Genomic DNA, 18,097 nt, shown 5'->3' with positions numbered 1-18,097 from the left:
GAGGAGCGTGCTCACCGTTCAACCTCCTTTAACGGTAGCGAGTCGGTGACGACGTTGGGGTTCAGGCCGTGCACGCCCGGGGCGTAGAGGACGACGTTTGGGGCGTTGACCAGGGTGAGCGCGCCGGCGTCCGCCATGATCGTGTCCACGGCGCGCACGCGGTCACCGCTGCCGAGCGCGGCGCGCGCTGCCTCGGAGTCGTAGCCGAGGTAATAGTCGGGGTCGCCAAACAGCACACCCAGGTCACGCGGTTCCACGTGCGCGACCAAGGACGCCTGGTAGTCGTGCCCCTTGAGCACGTCTGCGAGCCAGACCGCGGGGAACTCGACCGTTTCAAGGTGAACGCGGAATCCGACGTCGGTGAGCTGGGAGTAGATAAGTTCGCTGGCCGTTTGCGCGTACGGCAGGTTCGGCACAGTGATGGTGATTTCCGGAGCGCGCCCGCCGAGAAGCTCTCGCGCGCGCTCCGGATCGTAGGGGTAGTAATTCTCGCCCGTATACCAGGGGTCGGTCGGCGGCACGGGTGCGCCGCCGGTGTCGGTGGCGAGTCCGTTGTACACGACGCTATTCACCGCCTCGCGGTCGATGGCGAAGGCAGCAGCGCGGCGGACGTCGGGGTCATCAAACGGAGCGCGATTATTATTCATGGAAAACAGGACCTCGCCGTTGGTGGTGCCGATGTCCACCGTGATGTCGTCGGGGAGCGCGTCGATGAGCTGCGGCGCCTGCATCGCCCACACCACGTCGGCGTCGCCAGTGCGCAGCGCGTTGACGGCGGCAATCGAATCATCGAAGTAGCGGATTTTGGCGTCGTGCTCGGCGGGCTCGCCCCAGTAGTCCTCGCGCGCACTGAATTCGATGGCTTCGCCGACGCGGAAGTTGTCCACTACGTATGGGCCGGTCCCGAGCGGATCCGTGGCGAGCCGGTCCACGCTCGCCGGCGCCATCATCGCGCCGGTCAGCGTGCCCATGGACCATAACCAGTCCGGGCTCGGGGAGTCGAGCGTGACGCGGAGCGTGTGCTTATCGACGCTCACCGCTTCCCGCACCGGCGCCATCTGGCTCTTCAGGCCGTTCGTCCACTGGTCTTTGACGTAGTTGATGGAAAACGCGGCGGTGTCGGCGTCGAAGGGGGTGCCGTCGGCAAATGCGACGTCGTCGCGCAGGTGGAAGGTGTATTCGGTGCCGTCGGTGCTTTCCTCCCAGCTGGTGGCGAGGAACGGCTGCGGTTTACCCGATTCGTCGATCCGGACCAGGGTTTCGTAGACGTTGCCCATCATCGCCTGGGGGACGGCCGCGCCGCCGGTGGTGGTGAAATCCAGGCTGGCGGGTGCCGCTTGCGTGGCGACGACGACTTCTCCGCGGGCATGCTCGGAGGCCGCGTCCGTGTCTCCTCCGCTGCCGCACGCGGCGGTGGTCAGTAGCGCGCAGGACGCGGCAAGCGCCCCGGCGAGCCGGGGAAGGTGGGAACCAGCTGTGGAAGCCATGGGCAGAGTGTAACGGGGTCCACGCGGCGACTACGAATCGATTTCAAACCACAGGGGGGAAGAGTGCCCCCGCACATTGTTCAGCCCGATGGTGATCATGTCGGCGCGGTAGGTTTGCACCGCGAGCTCGACGGGCCTGCCTGAGTGGTCGAAGACGCGCATCTCCACCTGAATCACCGGTGTACCTGGGGCGATGTCGAGCGCGTCCGCCTCGTTGTCGGTCGCGGCGTGGACCGTCAGCGCGCGGGACAGGTTGTTGAAGTCGATCCCACTACTCACGAGGCGGCGGTGAATGGAATCGTGCTCTGGATCAACCCCGTCAAGGGCGTTGGTCACACTGGGGTGGAAGTAGAGAGACTCGATCACCAGCGGGGCGCCGTCGGCGGTGCGGGTGCGCTGCACGGTCACCGCCTCCTCGCGGCCGGGGACGCGCAGCACGTCCGCCGCGTGCTCGGGCAGCGGGGCGAGGCCGTAGTGCTCCAGGACCTGGCCGGGGGCCTTCCCCAGGTTCACAATCCAGGCCGTGTTGGACAGGATCTCTTCGAACGACTCGGTGCGAATGTTGGAGAGCACGAGCGAGCGCCGACCGCGGCCAGAGGAGATGAGTCCCTCGGCACGCAGGGTCGCCATCGCCTGGCGGACGGGGCCGCGGGACGAATTGAACTGCTCGCACAGGTCCGCCTCAGAGGGGAGTGGTTCGCCCGCGGGGATCCGGCCCGTGAAGATTTCATCGCGCAGGTGCGCCGCGATTTCCTCGTGTTGTTGCGGGGGCCGAAGCGGCGAAACGGACATGACACTCTCCCAGCTATAGCGCGCCTAAAAGTATGAACTCGGCTAGACCCTATACCAGGATCCTGAGTGTTCACGCATCGGCGAATTAATGTTTCCAGTGGCTTGCGAGGATGTCCATGGAGGCGAGTACTTCCTCGTGGCTGGGTGCCTGCAACGAAATCATGAGCTCGTCCGCGCCCGCGTGCTGTGCAAACCAGTCGAGGTACTCGACGACCTGCTCGCCGGTGCCCTGTGCGGTGTACCGCAGCATGTCAATGATCTGCCGGCCCTGGTAGGAGTCGACGACGGCGTCCAGTTGGGCGTCGTCAAGCACCTGGCCCCTTCGGCCCAACATCGCGCGCACGCGGTTGCGGTGTACCAGCCCGGTCTGCCGCTCCGCGTCCTCCTCGGTCTCCGCGGCGGTGACGTTGACAGCGGCCACACAGTACGGCTCGGGGTAGCGCTCGGAGGGTTCGTAGTTTTCGCGGTAGTAGGCGGTGGCCTGCTCCAGGTGTTGCGGCGCGAAGTGGGACGCGAACGCGTAGGGCAGGCCCAGCTTGGCGGCCAGGGACGCGCCGAACATGGACGAGCCGAGGATGATCAGCGGCACGTTGGTGTTGAAGCCGGGGACGGCGGTTACGCCCGGGAGCGGCGACTCGTTGGACAGCCATGCCTGGAGCTCGAGGACATCCTGCGGGAAATTTTCGGCGGCGCGGGGGTCGCGTCGCAACGCGCGGCCCAGGGTTTGCTGGTCGGTGCCGGGGGCGCGGCCCAAGCCCAAATCAATGCGGCCGGGGTAGAGTTCCTCGAGCATGCCGAACTGCTCGGCGATGACGTAGGGGGAGTGGTTGGGCAGCATCACGCCGCCGGACCCCAGGCGGATGCGCTCAGTCTTCGCGCCAATGTGGGCGATGAGCACTGCGGGCGAGGAGGAGACAATCGAGCTCATGTTGTGGTGCTCGGAGTACCAGATACGCGAATACCCCAACGACTCCGCGTGCTGGGCGAAGGCTACGGAGCGCTCCATGGCCTCGCCGACGGATTCGTCGGGGTAGCGGGTGCAAAAATCAATGAGTGACAGTGGGGCACGCGTATTCATGCCCCCACACTACGCGGTGACTACGTCACCGTCGACGGTCTCGTTGGTGCCCACCGCCATCGGCGTCTTGGGGTGTGCCCAGTCGATGGCCAGGCCGATGAGGAAGGCGATGACAACCGGGACGATCCACCCCAGTCCCTCGGCGTGCAGCGGCAGCCAGGACACCAGCGGCGTGAGCGCGTCCGCGCCCCACCCCTGGGAAATGCAGGTCTCGATCGCCGAGTAGATCACAGCGACCCAGATGGGCAGGAAGAACGCCCAGGTAAAACGGGTGCGCTTGGCAAACGCCGGCTCGACCAGCGTTACCAAGATCAGGGAGATGGCGGGCGGGTACAAGAAGCCGATGACCGGGGCCGCAATCGTCATGACGAAGTCGAGGCCCTGCGTTGCGATGACCATCGACGTAACGGTGAATACGACGGCCCAGATCTTGTAGGAGCCCGGGAACTGCGAGGAGAAGTACTCGGCGGTCGCGGTGATCAGACCGACCGACGTGGTCAAGCATGCGAGCAGGACGATCAGCGCGAAGATGATCTGGCCCGCCATGCCCATGGTCAGGTTGGAAGCGTCTGCAAGCAGGCCCGCGCCGTTGTCGTACTGGGTGGGGTTAGGGATGACGCGGCCGATGGTGCCCAGGCCGAGGTAGATGGCGCCCAGCATGATGCCCGCGCCAACGCCGGCGAGGATCGTGCCGCGGACAATTTCCTTGCCCTCCTTGAACCCTTTGAACTGCAGCGTGGAGATGACCACGATCGAGAACGCCAACGCGGCGATGGAGTCCATGGTGAGGTAGCCCTCGAGCAGGCCGGAGGTGAACGGGCCGTCGGCGTAGGTCTCACTCGGGGCGGAAGGCTCCGCGTCCCACTTGACAATGGACACGGAGATCATGATGATCAGCAGGACCACCAGGGCAGGCACGAGGAATTTGCCCAGGGTTTCCATAATGCGGGTGGGGTTCCACGCCAGCGCCAGGGAGACTCCGAAGAAGATCACGTTAAAGACGCCGGAGGCGAACAACCCGTCCCACCCAAACAGCGGCGTGATCGCCGTTTCCATGGACACGGCGCCGGTGCGGGGCAACGCGTAGAAGGCGCCGATAGACAGGTAAGCGAGCACCGGGAAGACGAGGCCGAAGACGGAACCGGCGCGCTGCGCAAGGTCGCGAACGTTTGCTCCGGACATGGCGATCGCGATCACCGCGAGCACTGGCAGGAGTGCGCCGGTGCCCAGGAAGCCGAGAATGGCGGGCCAGAAGTTGTCGCCAGCCGAGACGGCCAGCATCGGCGGGAAAATCAGGTTGCCAGCACCGAAAAACATGGAAAACAGTGCAAGCGCGGTGATGACGATCGTTTTCGTCTGGCCGCCGGTGCTGCCCGAGGCGCCGGCGGACGTTGCTGTGGAACTCATTGAAACCCTCCTTGTGGGTGTTGGGTGGTTTTCAGCGTACATCGAAGATTCCATTTTTGGGAAAATTTGTCCCAAATAGTGGAAAATTTGGGGAACGTAACTAATTTGCCAGCGGGTTTGCGTCGATAAGCGATCGGCGCGAGCGGAGCGAGAAAGTGGAAAGTTAGGCAAACTGTTGGTGAATTTTGCGTCAACAGTAGGTGTGATCGGGCGAGAATTTCACTGTTGTTCCAGCTCACAGGCTTGAACGCGCGGGAAATGGATGGATTGACAGGCTTTGCAAAGTGACCTGGTGGGAATTTAAATAGGTGCTGAAAGGATACGGTCCTCGCGCAGGGGTGCCGCAGCTTTCGTTGTTACCGCAGTATCCACTTACTTCAAGATTGGACTTCGCCATGAAGCTTCGTCACCGCGCTATCGCCGCGTGCGCCGCAGTCGCCGCGACCACTGTAATCGTCCCGGGTGTGGCCCAGGCCGACACTAAGACCCCGATCGAGCACGTCGTGGTCATTTACTCGGAGAACATCTCCTTCGATCACTACTTCGGCACCTACCCCAACGCCGCAAACCTCGACGGCGAGAAAATGCAGGGCTCGGGCAACGACGCCCCGAAGTTCACCGCCAAGAAGGACACCCCGAAGGTCAACAACCTGGAAAACAACGACCTGCTCGGCGAGAAGAACCCGAACTCCACGAAGCCGTTCCGCCTCACTCCGGGCCAGGCCGTGACTACGGACCAGAACCACCACTACGGTGACGAGCAGAAGGCCTACAACGGCGGCAAGATGGACAAGTTCGCAGAGACCGTGTCCACCGATGTGGACAAGTACGGCGAGGGCTCCTTCGCCACTGTCGGCACGACCATGGGCTACTACGACGGCAACACCGTCACCGGCCTGTGGAACTACGCGCAGAACTTCGCCATGAACGACAACTCGTTCTCCACCATCTTCGGCCCGTCCACCCCGGGTGCGCTCAACCTGATTTCCGGCACCGTGGCCGACGCCACCATGCACGACCCGGCGACCGGCGAGCAGCAGAAGATCGTCGACGGCCAGAACCACGCCCTCGCCGGCGTCTCCGAGGACGGCAAGACCGCGACCGTCGTTGGCGACCCGGACCCGCTGTTCGACGACTGCTCCAACTCCTCCTCCGCGGGTACCAACCAGGTCACCGCGATGCACTCCAAGAACATCGGTGACCAGCTCAACGAGAAGGACGTCACCTGGGGCTGGTTCCAGGGCGGATTCCGCCCGACCGAAGAGGCAACCGATTCCTCCCGTGCACGCTGCGGCGCCGCGCACAAGACGCTGACCGGCCAGGATAAGACGGACTACAACCCGCACCACCAGCCGTTCCAGTACTACGCATCCACCGCGAACCCGCACCACTTCGCGCCGTCCAGCGACGAGATGATTGGTAAGACCGACCGCGCGAACCATCAGTACGACCTGACCGACTTTGACAAGGTCATCGAGCAGGGCAACCTGCCGGCCGTTTCCTTCCTCAAGGCCGCGAACTACCAGGACGGCCACGCCGGTTACTCCAACCCGTACGACGAGCAGGCCTTCATTACCCACTACATCAACGAGCTGCAGAACTCGCCGGAGTGGGACTCCACCGCGGTCGTCATCGCCTACGACGACTCCGACGGCTGGTACGACCACCAGGCACCGACGATCCTCAACGGCTCCAACGATCCGCACCAGGACGCGGAGATCTGCACCGCTGCAGCCAAGAAGGTCGGCGTCGCGGGCGACAAGCACGGCCAGTGCGGCCCGGGTACCCGTCAGCCGCTGCTGATCGTCTCCCCGTACGCAAAGACCAACTTTGTCGACTCCACCTACACCGAGCAGACCTCCATCACTAAGTTCATCCAGGACAACTGGGGGCTGGGCCGACTGGGAGGCATCGCTTTCGACGAGCGCGCCGGCGAGCTGAACAACATGTTCGACTTCGACGGTGAGAAGGCGCCGAAGCTGTTCCTCAATGAGACCGACGGCACCGTGGCCAAGGATTACGCCTCGATTGAGAAGGTGGACAACACCTCCCGCGAGATCTCTAACCTCAAGCCGGTCGCAGAAGGCATGAACAACCCGCTGGTCACCGAGAACGGTGTCGCCGAGGTGGCCAAGATGGTCAACCGCGACGCGAAGCCGGGTGCGCAGCAGCCGGGCAAGGATGATCCCGCCGGCGAGCAGGACGGATCCTCCACCGGCGGCATCATCGCCGCGGTCGTTGCCGTCCTTGCTGTCCTGGGTGGCATCGGCGCTTGGGTCATGAACGGCATGCCGGGGCTGCCCGCGAACATCAAGGACTCCATCAAGCTCCCGTTCTAAGGCAGGCGCTCAGTAATGCAGGAAAACATCCAATACGCTCTGGCGGCGCTGGCTGCACTCATCGCAGTCATCGTCGGCATCGTGCACATCCCAGGAATCTCAAGCTCGAGTGGCACGGAAGGCTCGAGTGGCTCCTCGTCGCAATCGCAGGGCCAGCCTTCCGCGCAGCCCGCACCGAGTGACAACCCCGACCAGCTCACGCTGCACGTGCGCGACGTGTACAACTGCCCGTCCCCCGGGGATGTGCAGGACCAGGCGAATTGGAATGTCTACAACACCTCTGGCCTGGCCCTCACCGTCTACGTATCGGACGATGACGGCTACGCCTACCAGGTCCTCGAGCGCGTCGGCTTCCCCGCCGAGCGCGCCTGGACCCCCAAACTTCAAAACGGCACGTACCACCTGACGTGCGTGTTTCACAGTGATTCCGCGGTGAAGTCCGAACCGTTCCAGGTCACCGGATCCCCCATCACGGACGCCCCGAAGATGGTGCCCATCACAGACCGAGAAGTCGCCGCCGTCTCCACCGCCCACGCCGCCGCGCAGAAACAGCGCGTCCCCGAGCTGCAGGTCAAGGCGCAGGCGCTTGTCGACGCCACCCGCTCCGGCAACCGCAGCGAGGCGCAGGCCTCCTACCTGGCATACCTGGAGACGTACCGCTCCTTCGACGACGCGTCCGAGATGTGGCCGGGCGCGGCACTTGGCGGGTACGAGGACGTCGAAAAGCTGCTCTTCTCCGAGGCACCGGTGCAGGACGCGGTGGCGCCCGCGGAGGCGCTGGCCGACGCCGTCGACAAGGCGGCGCACGCGCTTCAGACCTTGCACTTTGCCATCCCGGCACCCGATTATGGGCTGCGCACGCACGAGGTGATGGAGGAGTTCGAGCGTTTTGACATGCGCGGCGAGCGGGACTTCGGCGCACACGCGCTGCCCACGGCGCTGCGCGGAAACGTAACCTCGACCAGGGCGACGATGGACCCGGTGCGCGAACTCGTGGAGGGGCGCGGCCTGGACACCACCCCAATTTATGACCAGCTGGACGCGCTCGAGCAGCTCGCCAACGAGATGGACGCGAAGTACGGCGCCGGCGGCACGCCGACGGCCTACGACGACTGGGAGCAAGACGACCGGCTGAGGCTACAAGCCGAGGTCGCCCGCGCGAATGAGCTGCTGGCCACGGTGGCCACCATGACTGTGATCCGGAGGATGAACTAGTGACTTGCCCGTTCCACTTCAACCGACGCACGTTCCTCGCCGGCGCCGCCACGGCCACGGCGGCGCTTGGGGTCCAGGCGACGACGCAGGCGCAGCAGGCGGACTCGCCCCGGGGCGACGGCACGCCGCGCTCCGACAACGCGACCGTGAACAACCCGGAGGCGCGCCTGGAATTCCACGGCGAGCACCAGCAGGGCATCATCAACCAGCCGCAGAAGTACGCGGAAATCGTCGCCCTGGACATCCAGCAGGGGGACCGCGCCCGCCTGGAGCAGCTCCTGCGCACGATCACCGAGCGCTCCCGCGCGCTCACGGCCGGGGGTGCGACCGCCGTCGACGGCATCGCATTCCCCGCCAGCGACTCGGGCGAGCTTGGCCCGGACCTGCCCACCGACAACCTGTCCATCACCCTCGCGGTGGGCGAGTCCCTCTTCGACTCCCGCTTCGGGCTCGCAAACCGCAAGCCCGCCCGCCTGCGCGCGATGGAGGCGTTCGCGGACGACACGCTCAACCCCGATCTCTGCCACGGCGACCTGGTGCTGCAGATCTGCGCCGACCAGCACGACACCGTGACCCACGCGCTGCGCGACATCTTGCGCCACACCCGCGGCGACGTTGCCGTGCGCTGGCGCCAGAACGGCTATATGAACGAGCCCCGGCCGACCGGCACGCAGCGCAACCACCTCGGGTTTAAAGACGGCATCGTCAACCCCTCGCCGAAGCAGTTCGACGACCTGGTGTGGGTGGGCGACGGCGAGCCCGACTGGACCGCGGGCGGCAGCTACATGGTCGTGCGCCTGATCGCCATGTATACGGAGTTTTGGGACCGCATCTCCATCGCGGAGCAGGAGCAGATCTTCGGCCGCGACCGCGCCACCGGCGGGCCGCTCTCCGGCGGCGACGAGTACGCCGCCCCGGACTACCTCGATGACGCGAACGGCGACGTGATCCCCACCGACGCACACATCCGCCTGGCCAACCCGCGCACCCCGGAGACCGCGGACCAGCTCATGCTGCGCCGCGCCTACAACTACGACAACGGCGTGCGCGACAATGGCACCCTCGACGTCGGCCTGCTCTTCGTCTGCTTCCAGCAGGACTTGGAGCGCCAGTTCGTCACCGTGCAGAAGCGCCTGGAGGGCGAGCCGCTCGCGGACTACATCCGCCCCTACGGCGGCGGCTACTTCTTCGCCCTGCCCGGCGTCGCCGACCAGGACGACTACTTCGGCAGCGCCCTACTGGCCTAATCCGCTCCTACACCAGGTCGCGGATCGCGTCGAGGGGGATGTCCACCCAGTCCGGGCGGTTGTTCGCCTCGTAAATCACCTCGTAGGCGGCCTTGTCCACGATGTAGGCGGCGAGCAGCGCGTCGCGTTCGGCGCCGTACCCTGCGAGCAGCTTCTCGACGCCGTCGCGCTCCCATTCCACGTCAAACCCGCCGACGGCGCGGGCGTACCCGTACGAGCGCACCATCCCGGCCACGTCACGCAGCCGATGGTCCGGGCGGCGCCGCTGCGCGAGGGGCCGCGCCGGCTCGCCCTCGAAGTCGATGAGGTACCACCGCTCGGGGGTCTTGAGCGTCTGTCCCAGGTGCAGGTCGCCGTGGACCCGTTGCATCGGCACGGTTGACTCGGTTGACTCAGCGTTGCCGAGCTCCGCGTAGAGCGCGCGGATCCGCGGGGCGAAATCGGCGAGCAGCGGTGCGCGGCGCACGTATGCATCCAGGTTTGCGGTGAGCGTGTCGGCGATCGCGCGCGTCGGCCGTTCCTGGACGCCGAATGCGTGGGCAAGCGCCTCGTGCACGGTCCGCATCGCGCACCCGAGCGACACCGCCTGCGCGGCGACTTCGGCCTCCGGCAGCGTCCCCTCGGCGGAGCCCCCGGTAGTGAGCACGAACCCGTCGATGCCGCCGCGGATGAATTCCTGCTGCATCGCCAGCGTCTGCTCGCCGCGGTTGACGTAGGCGTTCACGGCGGCGACGTGCGGGCAGTCGCCGATGCGGGTGAGCAGTTCGACGTCCGGGTTGAGGCCGTCCTCGAGGTGGCGGAACACCTTCACAATCGTGTTGCCGACGACGAGGTTGGTGTTGGACTGCTCGGCGCCCAGTGGGGAAGCGGCGCCGGTGATCAGGTCGCCGTGGACCTCGCCGAGCTCGGGGAGCGCGGCCACGTAGGCCGTGGCCCCGGAGTCGGTGCTCAGAATGTCCTGCGTCTCACCGCTCGCCGACTCCGCAAGGAGGACCTGGTAGGTGTCCGAGTCGGCGCCGCGTGCGACGTCGAGAAGCTGCCACTGCGCCGTGGCACCGCAACCAGCGACGGCGATCGGCCGCGCGGTGGCGACGGTGATCGCGTCGATGGTGTCTGACTTTGCGCCGTAGAATCGTTGCGAGGCGAGATCGAACATGCCGCCCTCCCTAGGAGATGTCGAACCAGAAGAAGCCGTGCGGCGCGAGCGTGACCAACCAGGGCAGCTCGCCGATGGCGGGGAACTCCAGGCCGCCGGACAGCTCGCGGGGAACGACGCCGGCGTACTGCGAAAGGTGCATCTCCACCGCTTGCGGGCGCGAGCTCATGTTGTGCACGCACAGGATTCGCTCGACCCCGCCGCCGGGGGTCCCGTCCGCGGAAGCGTCGTACTCGCGGATGAAGGCCAGCACCTGCTCGTTGCCGTGGTCCACCTCTATATACGAGCCGCGCCCGAACGCCTTGTACTGCTTGCGAATGTGCACCTGCGTGCGCACCCACTGCAGCAGCGAGTTCTCGCGGTCCATCTGGGATTCCACGTTCACGATGTGGTAGCCGTACTGGTCGTTGCGCACCGGGGGCAGGTAGAGCCGCTCCGGTTCGGCCTTGGAAAACCCGCCGTTGCGGTCGTTGGACCACTGCATGGGCGTGCGCACGCCGTCGCGGTCGGGCAGCCAAATGTTGTCGCCCATGCCAATCTCGTCGCCGTAGTACAGGAACGGGGAGCCGGGCAGGCTGAGCAGCAGGGCGTGCGCGAGCTCCAAGCGGTCGCGGTGCCCGCCGAGCAGTGGGGCGAGGCGGCGGCGGATACCCACGTTGGCGCGCATGCGCGGGTCGGATGCGTAGTGCTTGTACATGTAGTCGCGCTCTTCCTCCGACACCATCTCGAGGGTGAGCTCGTCGTGGTTGCGCAGGAAGATGCCCCACTGGGCGGACGCCGGGATCGCCGGGGTTTCGCGCAGGATGTCAATGATGGGCGTCGCCGATTCCTGGTGAATTCCCATGAAAATGCGCGGCATGACGGGGAAGTGGAACGCCATCTGGCACTCGTCGCCGGAGCCGTCGGGGTTGCCGTGCTCGTCGGTGCCGCCGTCGCCGAAGTACTCCACCACCTCGGCGGGGAGCTGGTTGGCCTCGGCGAGCAGGAAGCGGCCGGGGTATTCCTCGTCAAAGAGCGCGCGCACGCGCTTGATAAAGCCGTGCGTCTCCGGCAGGTTTTCAGACGAGGTGCCCTCGCGCTCGAAGAGGTAGGGGATGGCGTCGAGGCGGATGCCGTCCATGCCCAGGTCGAGCCAGAAGCGGATGATGTCCAGGATCTCCTCCTGCACAGCCGGGTTGTCGTAGTTCAGGTCCGGCTGGTGGGAGAAGAAGCGGTGCCAGAAGTACTGCTTGCGCACCGGGTCCCAGGTCCAGTTGGATTCCTCGGTGTCGATGAAGATGATGCGGGTGCCGTCGTACTGGGTGTTGTCGTCGGTCCACACGTAATAGTCGCCGTACGGCCCATCCGGGTCCTGCCGGGACGCCTGGAACCAGGCGTGGGAGTCGGAGGTGTGGTTGATGGGAAAGTCCGTGATGATGCGGATGCCGCGTTTATGCGCGGCGTCGATAAGCGAAATGAAGTCTTCGACGGTGCCGAACTCGGGCAGGACCTTGCGGAAGTCGCGGATGTCGTAGCCGCCGTCGCGCAGTGGGGAGTCGTAGAACGGCGGGATCCACAGGCAATCCACCCCCAACCACTGCAGGTAATCGAGCTTCTCCTCCAGCCCCTTGAGCGTGCCCAACCCCGTGCCGTCCGGGTCGTAGAAGGCGCGGACGAGGACTTCGTAGAATACGGCGTCCTTGTACCACTCGGGGTCGGGCCGCTCCCAGGGCTGTTCCGGGGGTGCGGGGGGTAGGTAATCTGAGGCCTGCGGGGTCTGCTCCATGCCCACCTACAGTAGGCGAATTGCCCCCGCCATGCGCTCGACTGCCTCGCGCAGGATCGCGGGGCTGGTGGCAAAATTCAGGCGCGTCTTGTGCCGGCCACCGGGGCCGAAGCTCACGCCCTCGTTCATGGCCACCTTCGCGTGCGTGCGCAACCAAGTGGCGGGCTTTTCCGTGGTCAACTTGGTATTCCGGAAGTCCAGGAGCATGAGGTAGGTGGCCTGCGGGACCTCGACCTCGATGCCGGGAATTTCGCGGGGAAGGGTTTCCACGAGCCAGTCGCGGTTCTCGCGCAGCTGCGCAATTTCACCGTCGAGGAAGTCACCCCCGTCCCGGTAGCACGCCTCGGCGGCGACGATGCCGAGGGTGCCCGTGCCGTCTTTCGCCACCCCGCTGAGTCCCTGCCAGGTCTTGACATCGGCGTCGTTGGAGAAGATCAGCTGCGCGCACTTCAGGCCCGCCACGTTCCAGGCCTTCGATGCCGCCGTAATAGTGATGCACACGTCCGCATTGTTCGCGGCCGCGCACGTGTGGACGCCGTCGTAGACCAGCGGCGCGTGGATCTCATCGACGATCACACGCGCGCCGTGGCGGCGGGCAAGGGCACAGATCTCATCGAGCCGCTCGGGCGTAAAGGTCCACCCGCCGGGGTTGTACGGGTTGGTGAGCACGAGCGAGCCCGCGCCGCGGGCAAACGCCGCGTCCAGTTCGTCCAGGTCCAACCCTGGCACGGCGCGCACGTTGATGCGCACGCGTCCGGCGGTCCCCGCCACCTCCAAGAACGGGTGGTAGGCGGGCACCGGCACGATGACCGGGCCCTCGGTGAAGTGCTGGATGGATAGCAACACGCCGCGCACCACGTCGGGGATGGGGAAGATGCGCGCGGGGTCCGGCCGCCAGCCGTAGCGCGCGTCGTAGAAGTCGGCCACCAGCCCAGGCAGCTGCTGCGCGCTCGGGGCGGGGGTGTAGCCGAACATCTCGCGCTCGACGGCGTCGGCGATCGCCGCGCGCACGGGCTCGGCGGTGGTGAAGTCGCTCTCGGCGATGAACAGCGGCAGTACATCGTCGTCGTACTGGGTCCATTTGCGGGTTCCGCGTGCGCGGAGTTGCTCAAGCTCGGGGAAATCCATGGCCCCAAGCTTAACGACGCCCACCCGCCCCCTCCGCCACGCCGCCGCGCGGGATCAGGCGTTGTGGGGCTGCGCGGCGCCCTCCGCGTCCGCGGCGTCCTCGTCCTCGGCGTCGTATTCGCCGTCTAGCTGGAAGCCGAAGGACTTCAGGCGCGCCCGGTCCGCGGCGGACGAGGACGCGGTGAGCGTGAGCAGCTCTGAATAAATACCGCCGGAGGCAGCGAGCTCCGCCGGCGAGCCGATCTCATCGATCCGGCCGTTGTCCAGGGTGATGATGGTGTCCACGTCGGCGATGGTGGAGAGGCGGTGCGCGATCATGATGGTCGTGCGGTCCTTCATCAGCTCGTCCAGGCCGGCCTGCACGGCGCGCTCCGCCTTGGTGTCCAGGGCCGAGGTTGCCTCGTCGAGCACCAGGATGGGTGCGTCCTTGAGCATGGCGCGCGCGACGGCGACGCGCTGTTTCTGCCCGCCGGACAGCCGCAGGCCGCGCTCGCCGATGACGGTGTCGTAGCCGTCCTTGAACCGGGTGATGAAGTCGTGGGCGTTCGCGCGCTTGGCCACGTCGATGACCTCCTCGCGCGTCGCGCCGGGCTTACCGTAGGCGATGTTTTCCGCCACGGTGCCGGAAAACAGCGCGGGTTCCTGGAAGACCACGCCGGAAGACGCGCGCAGTTCCTCCACGCTCAAGTCCTCGAGGTTGCGGCCGCAGATGGTGAGCGTGCCGTCGTGAAGCGGGTAGAGCCCCAGCAACAGGTTGACGATGGTGGACTTGCCGCCACCAGACTCGCCCACCAGCGCGATCTTTTCGCCCTCGCGCGCGGAAAAGGTCAGGCCCTCCAGGACGGGCTCGCCCGGGTTGTACGCGAAGGAGACGTCGTCAAAGGCGACGACCGGTTCGCGCACCTCGAGCGGTGCGTGCGTCACCTGCGTGAGCTCCGGCACGCCGGTGGACTGGGGCGCGGCGACGAGCTCGCGGTTGGCGGTGGGCTCGTTCGGCTCGTCCATCACCGTGAAGTAATCGCGCGAGCCCGCGATGGCGCGCTGCGCGGCGTCCACGATCCAGCTCATCATCTGCGCGGGCTGGCGAGCCATGGTGACCATCTGGATGAGCATGACCATCTCGCCGATGGTGAAGTCGCCGTGGAGCGTGCGCACGAACAGGATCAGGTAGATGCCCAAAAAGACCGCCGTCATGGCGATGCCGCGCACCGTGTCCATGCTGTGCCACCAGCGCGACTGCGGGCGCGTGATGTCCACGGTGTTGTTGTAGTGGGTGCCAAACTTGTCCAGCTCGCGAACCTCCGCCACGAAGGACTTGGTCACCTTGACCTGACCGACCACCTCGGCGAAGCGGCCGTTGCCCTCGTCGATGTTGGCGTTTTTCTCCTGCTCGAAGCGCTGCCACCGCGTGGACGTGAGCGCCGTGAGCCACATGTAGAGCGGGAACAACAGCGCCAGGAGGATGGTGAGCGGCCAGTAGTAGTACGCCGTGATCGCCAGGATCGCCACGACCTGCAACAGCATCGGCAGGAAGCTGTTGGCAAAGGACTGGATGAACTGGGTGACGTTTGCAATCGAGCGGTCCAGGCGGGCGATGATCGTGCCCGTGACCTGGTTGTCAAAGTAGCGCTGCGGCAGCGCGAGCAGCTTGGCAAAGTAGCGCGTGGACATGATCTGTCGGATGCGCGCCACCATCACGTCGCCCAGGTAGCCGGCGACGTTGCGCAGCAGCGCCGCAGCGGATTCGGCAGCAAACAGCGCGATGGCCAGCCACACGACAGCGCGCACCGGCGACGGCCCCTCGCTGCCACCGCTGACGTATCCGACGATGGTGTCGGTGGCCTCCCGGATGATGAAGGGGGAGACCAATCCCAGAGCTGCGACACCGGAGGAAATGATCACGACGGCGAGGTAGTAGGGCCACAGCGCAGAGGCGCTGCGGAGGACACGCAACAATGACTGCATAATTTGGTTAGGGTACTAGGGCTGTACAGTGAGGAAGAATTGGAAGGCGCCTGATCGGCGCATTTCAGTGCAGTGCCACAACGAGGTAAAAGAGGCGTTTATGTCACACCGTTCGCAGCTCACCGCCGTGCTGCTTGCCGCCACGTCCGTCTTTGCGTTGTCCGCGTGCGTGAGCGGCAACGAGAGCGAGGAGGCGAAGGAATCTGAAATCGAGATCACGACGCCGACTGGCGCCCCCGCGCCAGAGTTCAAGGCCGAGGAGACCGACCCGCTAATCAGCGACGAGATCACGGGCGAGCGCGTGGAGGACCCGGCGATGGACCTCTCCTACAAGTGGCAGGGCACCAGCGCTGCGCCCGGTGGCGGCACCGTGGTCGTCGTAGCTGTGACCAACGAGAGTGAGGTCCCCATGCCCGCGGACACCCTCACCCCGAAGCTGCGCTACAACTCCGGCAACAACAACATGCAAAATGCCGACCCGATGAGCGGCGAGAACGCCGGTGTGGAGATCGTCGGCGTGGACCTGCCGCTCGGCCCCGGCGCCACCACGAACGCGAAGTATGCCTTCAACGTGTCCACCGGCAATCTGTGGGACGCCGAGTTCACCATCGGTAATGTCACCTTCAAGGGGAATCTGAACAACTAATGCGCGAGCAAGTAGTGCTTGTCGACGCCACGCGGACCCCAATCGGCACCGCCGACAAAGCCATCGTGCACACCACCGACACCCCGCTGCACCTCGCGTTCTCCTGCTGGCTGCGCAACGCCGACGGCGAGGTGCTGCTCACGCGCCGTGCGCTTTCCAAGATTGCGTGGCCCGGGGTATGGACGAACTCCTTTTGCGGCCACCCGGGCCCGGGCGAAGCGGTAGCCGACGCGGTGCGCCGCCGCGCCACCGAGGAGCTGGGCATTGCTGCGATCAACGGACTGACGGAGATCCTGCCGGACTTCCGCTACCGCGCCGTTGATTCCTCCGGCATCGTGGAAAACGAGTGCTGCCCGGTCTACGTCGCCCGTCTCGCGCCGGGCGCGGCGCTGAACGCCAACCCGGACGAGGTCGACTCCTGGGACTGGGTCGCGCCGGAGGCGCTCATCCGTGCCGTCGACGCCACCCCGTTCGTGTTCTCGCCGTGGCTCGTTGATGAGCTCGCGGACCCGCGCCTGCGCCGCGCGCTCACCGAGCCCGGCTCCAACTAAAGCTCGTGGGCCACGGGGCTGAACGCGCCCCGCAGGTAGCCGAGCGGATCCGTCACCTCCTGCGCGCCCGAGCCGTCCAGCGCCACGCGCAGCGCGGTCCGCCCCGTCCCCGCGCGCGTGCCGCCGCTGTAGGGCTCCCACCCGACGTCGCCGCCGCGCACCAATTGGGTGAGCCACCGGTTGAGCCCGGTGCCGTAGGCGCCATCGGCGCCGAACGCGGGGGCGAGGTCGGCGGCGTGGTGCGCCGGGAGGTCGGCGCTGGCGACGAGCTCCGCCTGCCACACCGTTCCCGGCGCGCCCTCAGCAATGTCGTCGACCCAGCGGCGGCACATGGCGTCGGAAATTAGGCGCCCCACCACGTGGTCCGGGTCCATGCGCGACGCCGCGCCGAGGTACTCGCCGACGCGCCCCTTGGCCAACCCCATGTGCCGGCCCAACGCCCGCGCCACGGGGGTGGCCAGGGCGGTGCCGTCCGCAAACGCGCCGTTGGGGAAGAACTCGTCGCGGGTGGAGGTGACCACCAGGGGGACGCGAGCGAGCTTCGCGGGCTCCAACGGGAACGGGCCGAGCGCGATGTCGGTGAAGTACTGCGTGCGGAAGCGGCGGTAGGCGCGGTCGAACCGCTGCGGCGAGCGGGCGTAGCGCGGGTTGAGGTCCTCGCGCAGCAGCGCGCCCCCGATTGCGCCGCGCGCCGCCCACCGGCGCGAGTCCATCCCGCGGCGCGGGAACACCGGCGACGCCGCCACCGCGCGACGGAACTCGCCCTTGTAGTGGTCGCGCCGGCACAGCCAGACGGCGATGTCCGCTCCGGCGCTTTGGCCCGCGACGGTGACGTTGGTGGGGTCCCCGCCGAACGCCTCGATGTTGCGCTGCACCCAGCTCAGCGCCGCCGCGCAGTCCTGCACGGCCCGGTACTGGCCGGGGGCGTCACCGCCCACCGGCAGCATCCCCGGAAACTTCAGCCGGTACCCCACCTGCACCAGGATGATCCCGTCGCGGGCGAAGGCGGGGCCGTTGGCGCGGTCATCGGCGTGGGTGCCCTCCTCGAACCGGCCGCCGTGGATCCACACCAGCACCGGCAGGTCGTCGTTTCTGCGAGCGCCCTCCGGGGCGGTGATGCTCAGGCGGGTGGCGTGGGGGAGGGGAGTAGTGGCGTCGATAAGCATGCCCGTGGGCGCTGGAGCGGGCGGGTCGAACGCGGCGTTGAGACGCGCGTACGGGATCGAATGGAACTCGCGGACTGCTCCGTCGCTGGTGCCGACGATAGCGCCGGCGGGGCAAGTGACCTGAGTTTCGCGCGTAATCATGCCGCAATCGTAAC

14 protein-coding genes are annotated in these 18,097 nt (G+C 66.4%); 5 read left to right on the top strand and 9 right to left on the bottom strand.

The genetic code is table 11. The features are described from left to right. Nucleotides 1-11: 11 nt before the first annotated feature. From CKJ85_RS04700 to brnQ, 4 genes are all read right to left on the bottom strand, one after another. Nucleotides 12-1,487: an ABC transporter substrate-binding protein gene (locus CKJ85_RS04700; RefSeq protein WP_095553586.1), complete on the bottom strand. Its 1,476-nt coding sequence runs from the start codon at nt 1,485-1,487 to the stop codon at nt 12-14. A 30-nt stretch (nt 1,488-1,517) separates the two neighbouring features. Next, complete coding sequence (locus tag CKJ85_RS04695) at nt 1,518-2,279, bottom strand: GntR family transcriptional regulator (protein ID WP_095553585.1); 762 nt, start codon at nt 2,277-2,279, stop codon at nt 1,518-1,520. 85 nt (nt 2,280-2,364) lie between these two features. Then, nucleotides 2,365-3,357: an LLM class flavin-dependent oxidoreductase gene (locus CKJ85_RS04690; RefSeq protein ID WP_095275475.1), complete on the bottom strand. Its 993-nt coding sequence runs from the start codon at nt 3,355-3,357 to the stop codon at nt 2,365-2,367. A 9-nt stretch (nt 3,358-3,366) separates the two neighbouring features. Next, nucleotides 3,367-4,764 carry a branched-chain amino acid transport system II carrier protein gene (gene brnQ, locus CKJ85_RS04685; protein ID WP_095275476.1) on the bottom strand — a complete coding sequence of 466 codons (1,398 nt, stop codon included), beginning with the start codon at nt 4,762-4,764 and terminating at the stop codon, nt 3,367-3,369. Between the two features lie 395 nt (nt 4,765-5,159). On the opposite strand from brnQ, the gene CKJ85_RS04680 reads away from it, so the two are divergent. The 3 genes from CKJ85_RS04680 to efeB are packed head-to-tail and all read left to right on the top strand — an operon-like array spanning nt 5,160 to nt 9,565. Continuing rightward, entirely contained in the window at nt 5,160-7,103 is a 1,944-nt protein-coding gene (locus CKJ85_RS04680; RefSeq protein WP_095553584.1) for a phospholipase C, read from the top strand. A 15-nt stretch (nt 7,104-7,118) separates the two neighbouring features. After that, entirely contained in the window at nt 7,119-8,318 is a 1,200-nt protein-coding gene (locus CKJ85_RS04675) for an EfeM/EfeO family lipoprotein (RefSeq protein WP_233126951.1), read from the top strand. Then, nucleotides 8,318-9,565, top strand: a complete 1,248-nt coding sequence (efeB, locus tag CKJ85_RS04670) for an iron uptake transporter deferrochelatase/peroxidase subunit (RefSeq protein ID WP_095275478.1) — start codon at nt 8,318-8,320, stop codon at nt 9,563-9,565. Before CKJ85_RS04675 ends, efeB begins: the two co-directional genes overlap by 1 nt. A gap of 7 nt (nt 9,566-9,572) precedes the next feature. Here the strand turns inward: efeB and CKJ85_RS04665 are convergent, their stop codons facing one another. Genes CKJ85_RS04665 through CKJ85_RS04650 form a run of 4 tightly spaced genes read right to left on the bottom strand, consistent with a single transcriptional unit; the run spans nt 9,573 to nt 15,579 of the window. Next, entirely contained in the window at nt 9,573-10,721 is a 1,149-nt protein-coding gene (locus CKJ85_RS04665) for a phosphotransferase (RefSeq protein WP_095553583.1), read from the bottom strand. Nucleotides 10,722-10,731: 10 nt separating this feature from the next. After that, the gene (gene treS, locus CKJ85_RS04660; protein ID WP_095275480.1) at nt 10,732-12,486 is read right to left on the bottom strand and encodes a maltose alpha-D-glucosyltransferase; all 1,755 of its coding nucleotides are present in this window, start codon (nt 12,484-12,486) and stop codon (nt 10,732-10,734) included. Between the two features lie 6 nt (nt 12,487-12,492). Next, complete coding sequence (locus tag CKJ85_RS04655; RefSeq protein ID WP_095553663.1) at nt 12,493-13,614, bottom strand: MalY/PatB family protein; 1,122 nt, start codon at nt 13,612-13,614, stop codon at nt 12,493-12,495. A gap of 54 nt (nt 13,615-13,668) precedes the next feature. Continuing rightward, nucleotides 13,669-15,579, bottom strand: a complete 1,911-nt coding sequence (locus tag CKJ85_RS04650; RefSeq protein ID WP_095275481.1) for an ABC transporter ATP-binding protein — start codon at nt 15,577-15,579, stop codon at nt 13,669-13,671. A gap of 100 nt (nt 15,580-15,679) precedes the next feature. On the opposite strand from CKJ85_RS04650, the gene CKJ85_RS04645 reads away from it, so the two are divergent. Both CKJ85_RS04645 and idi read left to right on the top strand, forming a co-directional pair. Beyond that, on the top strand, nt 15,680-16,225 hold the full coding sequence (locus CKJ85_RS04645) for a hypothetical protein (protein ID WP_095535429.1): 546 nt from the start codon (nt 15,680-15,682) through the stop codon (nt 16,223-16,225). Then, the gene (gene idi / locus CKJ85_RS04640) at nt 16,225-16,776 is read left to right on the top strand and encodes an isopentenyl-diphosphate Delta-isomerase (protein WP_095553582.1); all 552 of its coding nucleotides are present in this window, start codon (nt 16,225-16,227) and stop codon (nt 16,774-16,776) included. The genes CKJ85_RS04645 and idi overlap by 1 nt, the downstream gene beginning before the upstream one ends. Here the strand turns inward: idi and CKJ85_RS04635 are convergent. Next, nucleotides 16,773-18,083 (bottom strand): carboxylesterase family protein, encoded by a 1,311-nt coding sequence (locus CKJ85_RS04635; protein ID WP_095553662.1) that lies wholly within the window; start codon nt 18,081-18,083, stop codon nt 16,773-16,775. The genes idi and CKJ85_RS04635 overlap by 4 nt on opposite strands. Between the last annotated feature and the right edge of the window lie 14 nt (nt 18,084-18,097).

This window comes from Corynebacterium sp. NML 150383, from assembly GCF_002285085.1.
Taxonomy (GTDB): domain Bacteria; phylum Actinomycetota; class Actinomycetes; order Mycobacteriales; family Mycobacteriaceae; genus Corynebacterium; species Corynebacterium gottingense.
This window is presented reverse-complemented; position numbering and strand designations above follow the sequence as displayed.

What these genes read in the sequence shown, in the direction of transcription:
- CKJ85_RS04700 (WP_095553586.1), bottom strand. Translation starts at nt 1,487, where the DNA reads ATGGCTTCCACAGCTGGTTCCCACCTTCCCCGGCTCGCCGGGGCGCTT.
- CKJ85_RS04695 (WP_095553585.1), bottom strand. Translation starts at nt 2,279, where the DNA reads ATGTCCGTTTCGCCGCTTCGGCCCCCGCAACAACACGAGGAAATCGCG.
- CKJ85_RS04690 (WP_095275475.1), bottom strand. Translation starts at nt 3,357, where the DNA reads ATGAATACGCGTGCCCCACTGTCACTCATTGATTTTTGCACCCGCTAC.
- brnQ (WP_095275476.1), bottom strand. Translation starts at nt 4,764, where the DNA reads ATGAGTTCCACAGCAACGTCCGCCGGCGCCTCGGGCAGCACCGGCGGC.
- CKJ85_RS04680 (WP_095553584.1), top strand. Translation starts at nt 5,160, where the DNA reads ATGAAGCTTCGTCACCGCGCTATCGCCGCGTGCGCCGCAGTCGCCGCG.
- CKJ85_RS04675 (WP_233126951.1), top strand. Translation starts at nt 7,119, where the DNA reads ATGCAGGAAAACATCCAATACGCTCTGGCGGCGCTGGCTGCACTCATC.
- CKJ85_RS04665 (WP_095553583.1), bottom strand. Translation starts at nt 10,721, where the DNA reads ATGTTCGATCTCGCCTCGCAACGATTCTACGGCGCAAAGTCAGACACC.
- treS (WP_095275480.1), bottom strand. Translation starts at nt 12,486, where the DNA reads ATGGAGCAGACCCCGCAGGCCTCAGATTACCTACCCCCCGCACCCCCG.
- CKJ85_RS04655 (WP_095553663.1), bottom strand. Translation starts at nt 13,614, where the DNA reads ATGGATTTCCCCGAGCTTGAGCAACTCCGCGCACGCGGAACCCGCAAA.
- CKJ85_RS04650 (WP_095275481.1), bottom strand. Translation starts at nt 15,579, where the DNA reads ATGCAGTCATTGTTGCGTGTCCTCCGCAGCGCCTCTGCGCTGTGGCCC.
- CKJ85_RS04645 (WP_095535429.1), top strand. Translation starts at nt 15,680, where the DNA reads ATGTCACACCGTTCGCAGCTCACCGCCGTGCTGCTTGCCGCCACGTCC.
- idi (WP_095553582.1), top strand. Translation starts at nt 16,225, where the DNA reads ATGCGCGAGCAAGTAGTGCTTGTCGACGCCACGCGGACCCCAATCGGC.
- CKJ85_RS04635 (WP_095553662.1), bottom strand. Translation starts at nt 18,083, where the DNA reads ATGATTACGCGCGAAACTCAGGTCACTTGCCCCGCCGGCGCTATCGTC.